Origin of the sequence: Kitasatospora sp. NPDC089509, assembly GCF_044749365.1 — a bacterium.
In the GTDB taxonomy this organism is placed as follows: Bacteria; Actinomycetota; Actinomycetes; order Streptomycetales; family Streptomycetaceae; genus Kitasatospora.
The window spans coordinates 139163-154100 of the sequence record NZ_JBIVHS010000022.1 but is presented as its reverse complement, the minus strand read 5'-3'; the positions used below and the strand labels follow the sequence as shown (position 1 = coordinate 154100).

Below are 14938 nucleotides of genomic sequence, written 5' to 3'. Positions count from 1 at the left end.
CCCGAGGAGGAGTCACCATGGCCCAGGTCACCATCACCCTCGACGCGAACCTCGCGATCGACGCGATGCTGCTCTCCGGCACCAAGAACCCCCAGGACGCCGTCGAGCTGGTGGTCCGCGACTACCTGGCCCGCGGCCGCCGCACCGGGACCCGGACCGGCGACGCCGCCGACGGCCACCGGGTCAGCACCGACCGCCCGACCGCCCAGGAGGGCTGAGCCGGACCACCCAGGAGGGCTGACCCGGACCGCACGCGAACGGGCCCCGGAAGGCAACCGCCCTCCGGGGCCCGTCAGTTGACGCGACCCACCGGCCTCAGCGCGCGCAGGCCCCGGTGGACCCCCGCATCACCAGCTCCGGCTGGAACATGAACTCCCCGCGCTGGGCGGCGTTCCCGCCGACCTCCTCCAGCAGGGCGTCCACCGCCGCCGTCGCCATCGCCTCGACCGGCTGCCGGATGGTCGTCAACGGCGGCTCGGTGAAGGCGATCAGCGGCGAGTCGTCGAAACCGACCACCGAGACGTCCTGCGGCACCGACAGCCCGCGCTGGCGCACCGCCCGGATCGCCCCGAGCGCCATCATGTCGCTCCCGCAGACGATCGCCGTGCAGCCCTTGTCGAGCAGCGCGCCGGCCGCGGCGTGCCCGCCCTCCACGCTGAACAGCGTGTGGTGGACGAGCCCCTCGGCCTCCTCCGCACCGAGCCCGAGCACCTCGCGCAGCGCCGCCGTGAAGCCCTCGATCTTGCGCAGCACCGGCACGTACCGCCGCTGCCCGACCGCCAGGCCGATCCGCTCGTGCCCGAGTTCGGCCAGGTGCTGGACGGCCATCCACATCGCGGAGCGGTCGTCCGGCGAGATGAACGGCGCGTCGATCTTCTCGCTGTAGCCGTTGATCAGCACGAACGGCACCCCGCGCCCGGACAGTCGGGCGTAGCGGTCGTGGTCGGCCGTGGAGTCGGCGTGCAGTCCGGAGACGAAGACGATGCCCGCCACGCCCCGGTCCACCAGCATCTCGACCAGTTCGTCCTCGGTGGAGCCGCCCGGGGTCTGGGTGCAGAGCACCGGCGTGAACCCGTGCCGGCTGAGCACCTGCTCGATCACCTGCGCCAGCGCGGGGAAGATCGGGTTGCTCAACTCCGGTGTGATCAGCCCGATCAGCCCGGCGCTGCGCTGGCGCAGCCGGGTCGGCCGCTCGTAGCCGAGCACGTCCAGCGCCGCCAGGACGGTCTGCCTGGTGGCGGCGGAGACGTTCGCCTTGCCGTTGAGCACGCGGGAGACGGTGGCTTCGCTGACCCCCGCCTGTGCCGCGATGTCTGAGAGTCGCGCCGTAGTCACGGTCCCAGAGCCTATTGCAACCACGTCAGACCGCCCACCAGCCGGTGGTGTCCGGAGCGAGCACCGTCTCGCCGCCCTCGACCACGAGGTCGGCGGAGGCGAGCAGCAGCCGGCCCGGGGCGGCGATCCGCACCGGCTCGCTGGTGGTGTTCACCGTGCAGACGAAGGAGCCGCGCCGGAAGGCCAGGGTGCCCTCGGGGCCGTCCAGCCACTCGACCTCGGTCCCGGCGCCGAGGTCCGGCTGCGCCCGGCGGACGGCCAGCGCGCTGCGGTAGAGCTCCAGGGTGGAGGACGGGTCGCCGGTCTGCGCCTCGACGCTCAGCCCGGCCCACTCGGCCGGCTGCGGCAGCCAGGACGGACCGCCCGCGACCGGCCCGAAGCCGTACGGGGCCTCGGTGCCGGACCACGGGATCGGCACCCGGCAGCCGTCGCGGTAGCCGTCCTGGCCGGCCTGGCGGAAGAAGGACGGGTCCTGGCGGACCTCGTCCGGCAGGTCGGTGACGTCCGGCAGGCCGAGCTCCTCGCCCTGGTAGACGTACGCGGAGCCGGGCAGCGCGAGCATCAGCAGGGTGGCGGCGCGGGCCCGGCGCAGGCCGAGCGCGCGGTCGCCAGGGGTGCGGATCTGGGTGCCGAGGCCGGGCTCGTTGGCGAACCGGGTGGCGTGCCGGGTGACGTCGTGGTTGGACAGCACCCAGGTGGTGGGGGCGTCGACCGGGCGCATCGAGTCGAGCGACAGGTCGATCACCTCGCGCAGCGCGGCGGCGTCCCAATCGGTGCCCAGGTACTGGAAGTTGAAGGCCTGGTGCAGCTCGTCCGGACGGACGTAGTTGGCGGTGCGCTGGACGGTCGGGGTCCAGGCCTCGGCGACGCCGATCCGCTGGCCCGGGTACTCGTCGAGGATCCCGCGCCAGCTGCGGTAGATCTCGTGCACGCCGTCCTGGTCGAAGAACGGCATGACGTCGTTGCCGAGCAGCTTGAGCTGGTCGGCGCCGCCGAGGTCGGGCAGGCCGGGGGCCTTGACCAGGCCGTGGGCGACGTCGATCCGGAAGCCGTCCACGCCCATGTCCAGCCAGAACCGCAGGATCGAGCGGAACTCGTCGGCGACGGCCGGGTTGTCCCAGTTGAAGTCGGGCTGCTCCGGGGCGAACAGGTGCAGGTACCAGTCGCCGGGGGTGCCGTCCGGGTTCTCGGAGCGGGTCCAGGCCGGGCCGCCGAAGATGGACTCCCAGTCGTTGGGCGGCAGTTCGCCGTTCGCGCCCTTGCCGGGGCGGAAGTGGTAGCGGTCGCGCAGCGGGGAGCCGGGGCCCTCGCGCAGGGCGCGCTGGAACCACTCGTGCTGGTCCGAGGAGTGGTTGGGGACGAGGTCGACGATGATCCGCAGCCCCAGCTGGTGGGCGTCCCGGATCAGCGCGTCGGCGTCCAGCAGGGTGCCGAACATCGGGTCCACCGCGCGGTAGTCGGCGACGTCGTAGCCGGCGTCGGCCTGCGGCGAGGCGTAGAACGGGGAGAGCCAGACGGCGTCCACGCCGAGGTCCCGCAGGTACGGCAGGCGGCTGCGGATGCCGGGCAGGTCGCCCATGCCGTCCCCGTTGGAGTCGGCGAAGCTGCGCGGGTACACCTGGTAGATGACCGCGTCCCGCCACCAGCCTCTGGACGCCATGACGTTCGCCTCGTGAGCGGTGTCGGCGGCGGGCCGGGAGGTGTCGGCCAGGTTCTGGGTCATGGACGGTATCCCTTGGGGACTAGAGGAGCGAGAAGCGCTGGGAGGTGGCTGGGCGTCACGACTTGGAGGCACCGGCGGTCAGGCCGGTGACCAGGTGGCGCTGCACCAGGTAGAAGAAGGCCGCGGAGGGGATCGCGATCAGCACCGCGGTGGCGGCCATCAGGTTCCACTGGGCGTCGTGCTCGCTGACGAAGGTCTGCAGGCCGACGGCCAGCGTGTACTTGTCGGAGCTGAGCATGAAGGTGGAGGCGAACGGCACCTCGGCCCAGTAGGTGAGGAAGGAGTAGAAGGCGGCGACCGCCAGGCCCGGGCGGGCCAGCGGCAGCACCAGCCGCCAGAAGGTGCCGAACGGGCTGAGCCCGTCGACCCGGCCGGCCTCGTCGATCTCCACCGGGATGGTGTCGAAGTAGCCCTTCAGCAGCCAGGCGCAGTACGGCACGGTGGTGGTCGAGTAGACCAGGATCAGACCGGCGTAGCTGTCCAGCAGGTCGAGCGCGGAGAGCATCGTGTACATCGGCACGATCAGCACCGCGATCGGGAACATCTGGGTGACCAGCAGCGACCACATCAGCGGCTTGTGCCCGGGGAACTTCATCCGGGACACGGCGTAGCCGGTGGTGGCGGCGACCAGCACGCCGAACACGGTGGTGATGCCGGCCACCAGCAGGGAGTTGCCGAACCAGGTGAAGAAGTCGGTGTCGCCCAGCACGTGCTGGTAGTTGGACAGCGTGAACTTGCCGAAGATCTCGCCGGGGTGGAGGTAGTCGTTCTTGTCCGGTCCGAGCGAGACGAACAGGATCCAGGCGACCGGGAACAGCGCGAGCAGGCTGGCCAGGATCAGCACGGCGTGGGACAGCGCCTTGGACAGCGGGCTGCTCTCGCCGCGCGGGCGGAACTTGGCGGGCCGGGCGGCCGGGGCCGCGGTCGCCGCGACAGCGGGACGTTCGGTGGTGGTGCTCATCGGGGTTACCTGCCTTCGTGGGTCAACCGGTGCGGGTCAACTGGGTCCGGGGCCTCAGCCGTTGGCCTGCTCGTTGCGGGCGAGCCAGCGCCGGTAGAAGGCGGTGAAGACGATCAGGATGGACAGCAGGATCACGCCGTAGGCGGAGGACTGCGCGTAGTCCCGGGGGATCTGGCCGAAGCCGAGCCGGTAGGCCCAGGTGACCAGCAGCTGGGCGTCCGGGGCGCCCTTGCCGAACAGCAGGAAGATCACGTTGAACTGGTTGAACGTCCAGATCACGCCGAGCAGCACGACGGTGGAGGAGACGCTGCGCAGCCCTGGCAGGGTGATGTGGCGGAACTGCTGCCAGCGAGTGGCGCCGTCCATCTCGGCGGCCTCGTACAGCTCGGCCGGGATCGACTGCAGGCCGCCGAGCAGCGAGATCATCATGAACGGCACCCCGGCCCAGGTGTTGACCAGGATCGCGGCCGACTTCTGCGCCCACGGGTCGGTGAGCCAGCCGGGCTCGGGCAGGTGCAGGGCGGAGAGCACGGTGTTGACCACGCCGCCGTCCGAGAGCATCAGCCGCCAGGAGAAGACGGTGACGAAGGTCGGCACGGCCCACGGCAGGATGAGCAGCATCCGGTAGGCGGCGCGGCCGCGCAGCTTCTTGTTGAGCAGGACGGCCAGGCCGAGGCCCAGGCTGTAGTGCAGGCAGACGCAGATGGCCGTCCAGGCGATGGTCCACACGAAGTGGGACCAGAAGCGGTCGTACGAGCCGGGGCCCCAGAGGATGTCGGCGTAGTTGTGGAAGCCGATGTACTGGTAGCTGGCCGGGATCTCGTTGACGCCGATCTTGCGGGCGACGTTGAGGCTGTTGGCGTCGGTGAGGGTCAGCCAGACGCCCTGGACGAGCGGGTAGAGCACCAGCACGCCGAGCACCAGCACGACCGGCGCGATCATCGCGTACGCGTACCAGTGCTTGGCGTAGGAGCGCTTGAGGCGTTCCAGCGGACCGGGACGCTGATCGCGCTCGCGGCTGCCCTTGCCGGTGGCGCCCTGCACGGCGACTGACATCGTTTGCACCTTCTCGGGGGTTCTCGGGGAAGCAGGCGGCCTCGGGGAGCCGACGGGCCCGGCCCGCCGGGGTCGGCGGGCCGGGCTGCGGGGACTACTTGGCGAAGCCCGGCAGGAGCTTGGCGTAGTCCGTGGACACGGTGTTCAGCGCGTCCTGGGTGCTGGTGCCCTGGAGGGTCTTGCCGAGGTTGGTGCCGAGCGAGTCGAACAGCGAGCTGTACTCGGGCAGTTCGGGGCGCGGCTTGGCGCTGCCGAGGATGGCCTGGAAGCCGGCGATGCCCGGGTCGGCCTTGACGTCGGCGGTGTAGGCGTCGGAGCGGGTCGGCAGGGTGGAGTTCTTCTGCGCGATGAAGGCCTGGCTCTCGGCCGAGGTCATGAAGGCGGCGAACTTCTCGGCGGCGGCCTTGTGGGCCTTGTCGGCGCCGGCGTAGACCGCGATGTTGTGGCCGCCGGTGGGGGCGCCGGCCTTGCCGGTGGAGCCGGCCGGGACGGGGGCGATGCCAAGGTTCTTCTTGTCGGCGAAGGCGGAGCCCTTGTAGATGTTGGTGATCTCCCAGGGGCCCTGGATGATCGCCGCGACCTTGCCGCCGTTGAAGGCGTCCATCATGTGGGCGTAGGCGTCGGTGGTGACGTCGGCCTTGGCGGTGCCGGGCGAGGTGAACATCGACTTGTAGGTCTCGATGCCCTTGACGGCCTCGGGCGAGGTGATGGTGATCTTCTTGTTGGCGGCGTCGACGGCGTCGGTGCCCTCGCCGAACAGGAACGGCATCGCGTAGTAGCCGTCGGCGGCCTTCATCCAGAAGCCGTCCACGCCCGCCTTGTCCTTGATCGCGGCGGCGTCGGTCTTCAGCTCGTCCCAGGTCTTGGGGGCTTCGGTGATCCCGGCCTTGGCGAACAGGTCCTTGTTGTACATCAGGCCGAGGGTGTCGGTGACCAGCGGGACGCCGTACAGCTTGCCCTGGTACGAGGCCTGCTGGATCAGGCTGGGCTGGAAGGCGGAGGTGTCGGCGGCGGCCGGGGTGCCGTCCAGCGGCTCCAGGAAGCCGGCCTTGGCGAAGGCGGCGGTCCAGCCGACCTCGGAGCGGAACACGTCCGGCGCGCCCTTGGCCCCCATGGCGGTCTGCAGCTTGTTCTGCGCCTGGTCGAACGGGACGTTGACGAAGTCGACCTTGATGTTCGGGTTGGCCGTCTGGAACTTCTTGACCAGTTCCTGGTAGTTCGGAGCCTCGTTGGTGGCGTTCGACGTGTCCCAGTACGTGAGGGTGACCGGGCCGTCGGCCTTGCCGTCGGAGCCGGAGCCGCCACTGCTGCCACAGGCAGCCATCGAGACCGCGAGGGCCACAACGAGGGCAGAGGCCGCGATGCCACGCCGCATGAGAACTCCTAGGAGGGTGGGGGTGCCCGAGATGTTCCGAGACAGGCGCATAATGGCTGCCTCGTGCCGACCGCACCGTTGCTGCCGTCGGGCTCGGGAAGGAAGTTAACAGCGGGGCAAGATCGACGGAAAGTCCTTGCAGCAAGTTTCTGCAAGAAACCGCGATCGTTACGCCCACGTGTCCTGGACGTAGCCGCACGGTAGTTGACAGCGCGGCGCAATCGACGCATTCGTCCGTTTCACCCCGGTCCCGGATGGCCGGTCGAACCACCCTGCGTGGCCGAAAGGCGCTTGCAGCAGACTGGACGCATGCGCATCAGAACCGCCACCAGGGACGAACTGCCGCTGCTGGGCGAGCTGGAGCGGGCCGCCGGAGCCCCCTTCGCCGAGATCGGGATGCCGGAGATCGCCGAGGACGAACCCCCGGCGCCGGAGGAGCTGGCCCGCTACCTGGACCACGGCACCGCCCTGGTCGCCGAGGCCCCCGACGGCACCGTCGCCGGCTACCTGCTGGCCGAACCGGTCGACGGCGCGCTGCACATCGAACAGGTCTCGGTCCACCCCGGGCACGCCCGGCGCGGCATCGGCCGCGCACTGATCGAGCACCTCGCCGAGGGCACCGACGCCCCCGCGCTCACCCTCACCACCTTCGCCGACGTCCCCTGGAACGCCCCCTACTACGCCCGCTGCGGCTTCCGCCCGCTGGCCGACGCCGAACTCACCCCCGGCCTGCGCGAGATCCGCCGCCAGGAGGCCGAGCACGGCCTCGACCGCTGGCCCCGGCTCTGCATGCGCCGGGACCTCCCCGCCCGGGGCGGGCCAAGCGCCTAGGTCCTAGTTGACCCCGAGCCGGAACACGGTGGTCGAGCGGAACTCCTCCCCCGGCCGCAGCACGGTGCTCGGGAACGCCGGGTGGTGCGGGGAGTCCGGGAAGTGCTGGGTCTCCAGCGCGATCCCCGCGAACGGCCCGTACGGGACCCCGCTCGCACCGGTGACCGCGCCCTGGAACTTGTTCGCCGTGTAGACCTGGACGCCCGGCTCGGTGGTCAGCACCTCCAGGGTGCGGCCGCCGACCGGGTCCTCCAGCAGCGCCGCCCGCGCCGGGGTGCCGTCCGCCGGGCGGGCCCGCAGCACCCAGTTGTGGTCGTAGCCGCCCGGGCCGGCCAGCTGGGGGTGGTCGTCGTGCACCGACTTGCCGATCGGGGTGGCCACCGTGAAGTCGAACGGCGTGCCGGCCACCGGCTCGCTCCGCCCGTACGGGATCTGCCGCTCGTCGGCCGGGGTGTACTCGTCGGCGTCCAGGGTGAGCAGGTGGCCCAGGACGTCGCCGCTCCCCTCACCCGCGAGGTTGACGTACGCGTGGTTGGTCAGGTTGACCACGGTCGGCTTCGTGGTGACGGCCCGGTAGTCGATCACCAGCTCGCCGCCCGCCCCCGGGGTGTGGGTGAGGGTGTAGCCGACGGTGACGTCGAGCGCGCCCGGGAAGCCCTGGTCGCCGTCCGGGCTGTGCAGCCGCAGCAGCACCCCGCCCTCGACCGGCTCGGCCGCCCACATCCGCTGGGCGAAGCCGTCCGGCCCGCCGTGGATGGTGATCCCGCCGCCGGTCGGGGCGAGCCGGTGGTCCTCGCCGTCGATGGTGACGACGGAGCCGTCGATCCGGTTGGCGTACCGGCCCACCACCGTGCCGTAGTGCCGGGCCGGGCCCAGGATCTGCGCCAGCTCGTCGGTGGAGAGCAGCAGTTGGGCGGTGCGGCCGGCCCGGTCCGGGGCGCTGAGGGTGTGCAGGGTGGCGCCGAGGGTGAGCACGCTCGCCTCGTACGGGCCGGCGGTCAGGGTCCAGCGCTGGATCGCCGCGCCCGCACCCGAGGGGTCGAGGGGTTCGCGGCGCACCCTGGTGGCCTCGCTCGCCATGGCCTGCTCCTCACTGGTGGCGGCGCCGCCACCGCCCGGTTCCCGTTCCGTCCGGGGGGCGTCGCGCCGGCCCCGTGGTGTCCGTCAGCCTAGCGACGGCGGGCGCGGCGCGGGCGCTCCCACGCCCCCGTCCTCGCCCGGGGTGCTACTCCCCCGGTTCCCCGCCCTGCTGCGGCCGCAGCCCGAGCGCCGAGGCCAGCCCGTCCGGCCCGGTGCCCGCCTTGCGGTAGACCGCCGCCAGCCGCCGGTTGACCAGGCTCAGGTTCACCCCGAGCCGCTCGGCGATCCGCTGCGGCGGCACGCCCTGGACCGCCAGGTCGGCGACCTCCCGCTCCGGCGTGCTGAGCGCCTCCAGCGTCTCCCCGACGCCGTGCAGCCCCAGCCGGTTGGGCCGCAGGCCGTAGTTGGCCAGCTCCCGGCGGGCCCGGTCGACCAGCTTCTCCGCCGAGCAGTGCTGGGCCAGTTCGATGCCCTGGTACAGGTACTCCTGGGCGTCCTCCAGCCGTCCGACCCGGCGCAGCGCGCCACCGAGGTCGACCAGCGCGACGGCGTGCTCGTACCCGGCCGGTGACTGGCCGAGGTGCTCCACGGCCTGCTCCAGCAGCTCGACCGCCTGCTGGCCGTCGGCGATCCGCGCCTGCAGCCGCAGCGCGCTGCCGATCGCCGAGGCGGTGCCGAAGCGGCGGGCGTCCCGGACCGCCCGCTGGGCGTACTCGCGGGCCCGCTCCGGCTCGTCGGAGGAGATCGCGATGGCCAGGTGCCCGGCCCAGGGCGCCCAGACGGTGTTGTGCCAGCCGCGGACCTCCAGTTGGGCCCCGGCCTCGGTGAGCGCGGCGGCCGCACCGGCGTACCGCTTCTTGGCGACCAGCAGCTTGCCGTACAGCGAGGCCGCGTCCGGCAGCACCATGGCCGTGGCGTGGTACGGCGGGTGGAAGCCGAACTCGTTGGCCTGCTCCCAGGCCGCCTCGACCCGGCCGCGGGCGATCAGGGTGTCCACCAGCACGCCGACGGCGCCCCAGGCCAGCGGCAGCTTGGCCGCGATCCGCTCGGAGATCCGGAAGGCCCGGCGGAGGAAGTCCTCGGCCTCGGCGAGCAGCCCGCGGCGGAACCGGGCCAGCCCCATCAGGAAGTACGCGAAGCCCCGGTGGGCACCGCTCCAACCGGCGATCTCGAACTGGATGATGGCGTCCGCGGCCAGCCGCTCGGCCTGGGCGATGCGGTCGTTGTAGATGTACGTGAGGCAGAGCATCGCGGGCAGTTCGAAGCCCCAGGTGGTGTCGGTCCAGCCGAGCCCCTTGGGCAGCCGGCCGCCCTCCAGCACCTCGTCGGCGAGCGCGAGCGCCTCGGTGGAGGGCTCGCCGCGCAGGGTGAGGTCCCAGGCGCGCATGATCAGCACGGCCCGGTCGGCGGCCTCCCGGCCGGTCAGGTTCCGGTACAGCTCTTCGAGTCGGACGGAGCGGCCGGGGCCGTCCTCCTCGGACTTGCGGAAGGCGTGCCACATGAACGAGGCGGCCTGGAGCCGCTGGCGCCGGCTCGGGTCGGTGGTCTTCGCGGCCTCGTCCTGGCAGACCAGGGCGGCCTGGCCCAGCTCACCGCTGTGGGCGAGCACCTCGGAGAGTCGGAAGGTGGCGTCGACCCGCAGTTCCGGGCGCAGCGGGATCTCGTCGGGGTCGAGGGCGAGCCGCAGTTGGTTGACGGTGGCGACGGGGTCGGTGAGCAGGGCGGAACAGCCGAGTTCGTACAGCACCTCGGCCTTGATCTCGTCCGCGGGCGGCTCGTTGAGCGCGCGGTGCAGGCAGCGCTGGGCGGCTTCGGGGGCGCCGATCAGCTGGTGTTCGACGGCGGCGCGGCGTAGTTTCCGGACGATCCGGTCGTCGCCCTCGCCGGAGTGGGTCTCGACCAGGTGGCGGGAGGCGGCGAGCAGGCCGAGCCCGGCGTTCTCGATCTCGACGGCGGCGATGCCGTGCATGCCGAGCCGGGTGGCCTCCGGCATGGTGTTGTAGATGGAGCTGGCGATCAGCGGGTGGACGAACTCCAGGTTCCCGTTGGGGGTCTGGGTGAGCACGCGCTGCTTGCGCAGCTGCTTGATGGAATCGCGGGCGGCCTCGGTGCTCTGGGTGGAGATCCGGGTGGCGAGGTCGACCCGGATGTCGGTGCCCAGCATGGCGCAGGCCCAGGCGAAGCGCAGGGTGGACGGTCCGAGCCGGTCCAGCCAGGTCTTGAGGGTCATCCCGGTGGCGTCGACGGCGAGTTCGCGCAGCTGCCGGGAGTTCTCCTCGACGGGTTCGAGCTCCTGGTCACGGACCTGGTCGAGCAGGGCGACGGCCTCGAAGGGGTTGCCGTTGACGACGTTCCAGAACTCGTAGCAGAAGGCGTCCTCGGCCCGGTCGCCGAATTCGGCGCGGATCATGTCGGTGACGGAGGTCAGGGTGAGCCGGCTGAGCTCGTGCTTGCGGCTGGCCAGGTTGAGGACGCTGCGGCGCAGTTCGGTCCCGTTCGGCCAGTCGCTCTCGTCCTCGCGGAAGGCGAAGACCAGCAGGACGGGCAGTTCGCCGGAGCGGACCGCGAACTTGGCGAGCCAGGAGAGGGATTCGGCGTCCGCCCAGTGCAGGTCGTCGACGATCATCACCATCGGCGCCCGGCGCGGGGCGAGTTGGGTGAGGACGTAGTCGAGGCCGTCGCGCACGCCCTGGGGGTCGAGCCGGCGGGCGCCGGCCTTGGGCTGCTTGAGTCCCATGGCCGGTCCGACGACCTCCTCCCAGGTGCCCATGACCTGCCGGAACTCGTCCGGTTCCAGTCGGGTCAGGACGGGCTGGAGGAGCTGGCGGAGCACGTGGTACGGCTCCTTGAACTGTCGTTCGCCACCGCGGGCGAACAGCACGGTGGCGCCCTCGCGCAGGCTGGCGATCCGTCGGACCTCGTGCAGCAGGCTGGTCTTGCCGATGCCGGGGCGTCCGGAGAAGGCGAGCAGCTCGCCGATCTCGGTGCCGCCGGCCGCGAACTCGCGGCACAGCCGGTCGACGGCCGCCTCCACGGAGCGCAGTTCGGTGTCGCGGTCGCGCAGCCGGACCCGGGCCGCGGGGCCGTCGCCGTCCCGGCCCGCACCCGTTCCCGCCCGAAGTTCGTTGCCCTGATGGGTCACCGTCGCGCCTCCGCCTCACCCGCTCCGCGGCACGGCCCCGCCCGCGCGCGGGAGAGCCGGTCCATCACCGTTCGTGGACCCGAGGGTAGCGCCGTGTACGGCACACTGTGCGGCATTCACGCAGGCTGGGGCGGATGACGAGGGTTCGGACGGCTTGCCAAGGGCAATTGCCCTATATCCCTAACGTCCGATCATTACATCAGATACCCTACGGGCCGCGAGGCGCAGATGATCATGCCTGATCCACCCTCACCCTCCGCGCCCCGCCGCGTCAACTCCCCCACGCCACGTGTTCGAATCACTAGCGCCCCCACCATCCGCTGCACCGGGAGTCCGATGTCTGACGACACCTCACTTCAGATTCCGTTCCCGCACCGCCGCAGCCCGCACGGCCCGTACGCCACCGCGCTGCACCGCGACTGGCTGGTCCGCCACCCGCTGCTCCCCGATGCCGACCACCCCGGCTACGCCCACTGGGAGGTGGTCGACCTCGCCGCGCTCGGTTACCCGGACGCCGGACCGGAAGAACTCGCCCTGGCGGCCGACCTGATGGGCTTCTACTTCCTCTTCGACGACCAGTTCGACGGCCCGCTCGGCCGCCGTCCCACCGAGGTCGCCCCGATCTGCGAGCGGCTGATCGCCGTCCTGCACGGCGCCCGTCCCGACCAGCGCTCCCCGGTCGAGACCGCGTTCGCGGACCTGTGGAGCCGCAGCGTGCGCGGCATGCCCGCCCGCTGGCAGGCCCGCGCGGCCTACAACTGGGAGTACTACTTCGCCAGTCACCCCGCCGAGGCGGCCGGCCGGATCTCCGCCCGGCCGCCCGACCGGGACGGCTACCTGGTGCTCAGACGGGGCACTGCGGCGATGGAGACGATCTTCGACATGGTCGAACGGCTCGGCCAGTTCGAGGTCCCCGCCTCCGTGCTGCACCACCCGGTGCTGCGTCAACTCCGCCAGCTGGCGGCCGACATACCGTCGCTCAGCAACGATGTGCGCTCGTTCCCGCTGGAAGCCCCGCGCGGCGACGTGAACAACCTGGTCATGATCGTCCAGCGGGAGCGCCACTGCTCGGCCGAGGAGGCCTGCTCCGCGGTGATGGCGGAGGCCCAGCTGATGGTCGAACGCTGTGTCGAGCTGCACGAACGACTGGCCGACGTGCACCGGGAGTTGGGGCTGTCGCGGATCGAACGCTCGATCTCCCAGCGCTACGCGGACGGGCTGCTCACCTGGCTGGCCGGCTACCTGAGCTGGGAGGCCCGCACCGGCCGGTACCACTCGGTCTGACACCGGCCCCACACCGGCCAGCGCCACACCGGTCCACACGGCACCGCTCCGGCCCGGCCCCACCCGGGCCCCGGCCCGATCCGCCCCGCCCCGCCCCGCCCCGCCCCGGTCAAGAGGCGATCCGTCCCGATCGGATGCACCGGCGGACCCGCGCACCGTCGAGCGCTCCCGCGCGCCCCCCGGTCGGGACGTCCGGATCGCGCACGGTCCGTACGAGCCGGTCGCACGGACCGTAGCCGCGCCGTGCGCCCGGCGGCTATCGTGCTCGTCGGCGGGCGCCCCGGCGGGGCGCCGCCGGCCCGACTGCGTGTCCGCACCTCCCGCCGGCCCGCCCCCCGACCGGGCGGCCCGGCGTGCCACCCCCGGCCCGATCGGCGCCGGGGGCGCCCGACGTCGCGAGGAGACACCGAGTATGACCGTCTACCAGCCCCCCGGCGCGCCCGGCAGCATCGTCGCCTACCGCTCCCGGTACGACCACTGGATCGGCGGCGAGTGGAAGCCCCCCGTGCGCGGCGCCTACTTCGACGACCCGACCCCGGTCACCGGCGAGGTGTTCACCGAGGTCGCCCGCGGCACCGCCGAGGACATCGAGGCCGCCCTGGACGCGGCCCACGCCGCCGCCCCGGCCTGGGGCCGCACCTCCGCCGCCGAGCGGGCCCAGGTGCTGCTGCGGATCGCCGACCGGATGGAGGCCAACCTGGAGCAGCTGGCCGTCGCCGAGAGCTGGGAGAACGGCAAGCCGGTCCGCGAGACGCTGGCCGCCGACCTCCCGCTCGCCGTCGACCACCTGCGCTACTTCGCCGGCGCGCTGCGGGCCCAGGAGGGCAGCCTCTCCCAGCTGGACGAGGACACCGTGGCGTACCACTTCCACGAGCCGCTGGGCGTGGTCGGCCAGATCATCCCGTGGAACTTCCCGATCCTGATGGCGATCTGGAAGCTCGCCCCGGCGCTCGCGGCCGGCAACGCGGTGGTGCTCAAGCCCGCCGAGCAGACCCCGGCCTCGGTGCTGCTGCTGGCCGAACTGACCGCCGACCTGGTGCCGCCGGGCGTGATCAACATCGTCACCGGCTTCGGCGAGGAGGCCGGCGCCCCGCTGGCCGCCAGCACCCGGGTCCGCAAGCTCGCCTTCACCGGCGAGACCGGCACCGGCCGGCTGATCGCCCGCGCCGCCGCCGACAACCTGATCCCGGCGACCCTGGAGCTGGGCGGCAAGAGCCCCAACCTGTTCTTCGCGGACGTCGCCGCCGCCGACGACGCCTTCTACGACAAGGCCGTCGAGGGCTTCGCGATGTTCGCCCTCAACCAGGGCGAGGTCTGCACCTGTCCCAGCCGCGCACTGATCGAGACCCCGGTCTACGAGCGGCTGCTCGGCGACGGCCTGGCCCGGGTGCGCGCGATGCGCCAGGGCAACCCGCTGGACACCGAGACCCAGGTCGGCGCGCAGGCCAGCGCCGAGCAGTTGAAGAAGATCCTCTCCTACTTCGAGATCGGCCAGGCCGAGGGCGCCAAGGTGCTGGTCGGCGGCGAGCGCGCCGACCTCGACGGGGCGCTGGCCGGCGGGTACTACGTCACGCCGACGGTCTTCGAGGGCGTCAACAGCATGCGGGTCTTCCAGGAGGAGATCTTCGGACCGGTCGTCTCCGTCACCCGCTTCGACGGCTTCGAGAACGCGGTCGCGCTCGCCAACGACACCCAGTACGGGCTCGGCGCCGGCGTGTGGACCCGCAACATCAACACCGCCCACCGGGCCGGACGCGCCATCCAGGCCGGCCGGGTCTGGACGAACTGCTACCACGCCTACCCGGCCCACGCCGCCTTCGGCGGCTACAAGAACTCCGGCATCGGGCGGGAGAACCACAAGGCGCTGCTGGAGCACTACCAGCAGACCAAGAACCTGCTGGTCAGCTACTCCCCGGACGCGGTCGGCTTCTTCTAGGCCGCCGTTCCGGCTCCAGGCCGTCCTTCCAACTCAAGGTCGTCCTCCGGGCCGTTCGAACCGGCCCCGGACAGGAGTGGAGCGGGGGGGCCCCGCCCGGGCGCCCCCCCCCCCCCCCCCCCCCCGGGGGGGGCCGATTGGGCGAAAAGCCAGGGTTGGGGACTAAACACCAAGAAAACCAGGTTTTTGCCGCGGGCCCCCGCCAAGCCCGCAAG

General features: G+C 72.0%; 11 protein-coding genes. 4 read left to right on the top strand and 7 right to left on the bottom strand.

What is annotated here, in order from left to right:
* Window positions 1-17: 17 nt before the first annotated feature.
* Window positions 18-218, top strand: coding sequence for a hypothetical protein (locus tag ACIP4P_RS34170; protein WP_350512808.1), 201 nt, complete (start codon window positions 18-20; stop codon window positions 216-218).
* 97 nt (window positions 219-315) lie between these two features.
* On the opposite strand, the gene ACIP4P_RS34165 is transcribed toward ACIP4P_RS34170, so the two are convergent.
* The 5 genes from ACIP4P_RS34165 to ACIP4P_RS34145 all read right to left on the bottom strand — a co-directional run bounded on the left by ACIP4P_RS34165 (window position 316) and on the right by ACIP4P_RS34145 (window position 6450).
* Window positions 316-1335, bottom strand: a complete 1020-nt coding sequence (locus tag ACIP4P_RS34165) for a LacI family DNA-binding transcriptional regulator (protein ID WP_350512807.1) — start codon at window positions 1333-1335, stop codon at window positions 316-318.
* Between the two features lie 25 nt (window positions 1336-1360).
* On the bottom strand, window positions 1361-3058 hold the full coding sequence (locus ACIP4P_RS34160) for a glycoside hydrolase family 13 protein (protein WP_400925154.1): 1698 nt from the start codon (window positions 3056-3058) through the stop codon (window positions 1361-1363).
* A 55-nt stretch (window positions 3059-3113) separates the two neighbouring features.
* Window positions 3114-4019: a sugar ABC transporter permease gene (locus ACIP4P_RS34155; protein ID WP_400925152.1), complete on the bottom strand. Its 906-nt coding sequence runs from the start codon at window positions 4017-4019 to the stop codon at window positions 3114-3116.
* A 54-nt stretch (window positions 4020-4073) separates the two neighbouring features.
* Window positions 4074-5075, bottom strand: coding sequence for a carbohydrate ABC transporter permease (locus tag ACIP4P_RS34150; RefSeq protein ID WP_400925150.1), 1002 nt, complete (start codon window positions 5073-5075; stop codon window positions 4074-4076).
* A 94-nt stretch (window positions 5076-5169) separates the two neighbouring features.
* Entirely contained in the window at window positions 5170-6450 is a 1281-nt protein-coding gene (locus ACIP4P_RS34145) for an extracellular solute-binding protein (RefSeq protein ID WP_350512804.1), read from the bottom strand.
* 309 nt (window positions 6451-6759) lie between these two features.
* Between ACIP4P_RS34145 and ACIP4P_RS34140 the strand changes: the two genes are divergently transcribed.
* The gene (locus tag ACIP4P_RS34140) at window positions 6760-7281 is read left to right on the top strand and encodes a GNAT family N-acetyltransferase (protein WP_400925147.1); all 522 of its coding nucleotides are present in this window, start codon (window positions 6760-6762) and stop codon (window positions 7279-7281) included.
* 3 nt (window positions 7282-7284) lie between these two features.
* On the opposite strand, the gene ACIP4P_RS34135 is transcribed toward ACIP4P_RS34140, so the two are convergent.
* Both ACIP4P_RS34135 and ACIP4P_RS34130 read right to left on the bottom strand, forming a co-directional pair.
* The gene (locus ACIP4P_RS34135) at window positions 7285-8361 is read right to left on the bottom strand and encodes an aldose epimerase family protein (protein ID WP_400925145.1); all 1077 of its coding nucleotides are present in this window, start codon (window positions 8359-8361) and stop codon (window positions 7285-7287) included.
* Between the two features lie 145 nt (window positions 8362-8506).
* A complete protein-coding gene (locus ACIP4P_RS34130; protein WP_400925143.1) occupies window positions 8507-11503 on the bottom strand; it encodes an ATP-binding protein in 2997 nt (998 codons plus the stop codon).
* Between the two features lie 336 nt (window positions 11504-11839).
* Between ACIP4P_RS34130 and ACIP4P_RS34125 the strand changes: the two genes are divergently transcribed.
* Together ACIP4P_RS34125 and ACIP4P_RS34120 are read left to right on the top strand one after the other, a co-directional pair.
* Window positions 11840-12787, top strand: coding sequence for a terpene cyclase (locus ACIP4P_RS34125; protein WP_400925141.1), 948 nt, complete (start codon window positions 11840-11842; stop codon window positions 12785-12787).
* A 412-nt stretch (window positions 12788-13199) separates the two neighbouring features.
* Window positions 13200-14723: an aldehyde dehydrogenase family protein gene (locus ACIP4P_RS34120; protein WP_400925139.1), complete on the top strand. Its 1524-nt coding sequence runs from the start codon at window positions 13200-13202 to the stop codon at window positions 14721-14723.
* The last annotated feature ends 215 nt before the right edge of the window (window positions 14724-14938 follow it).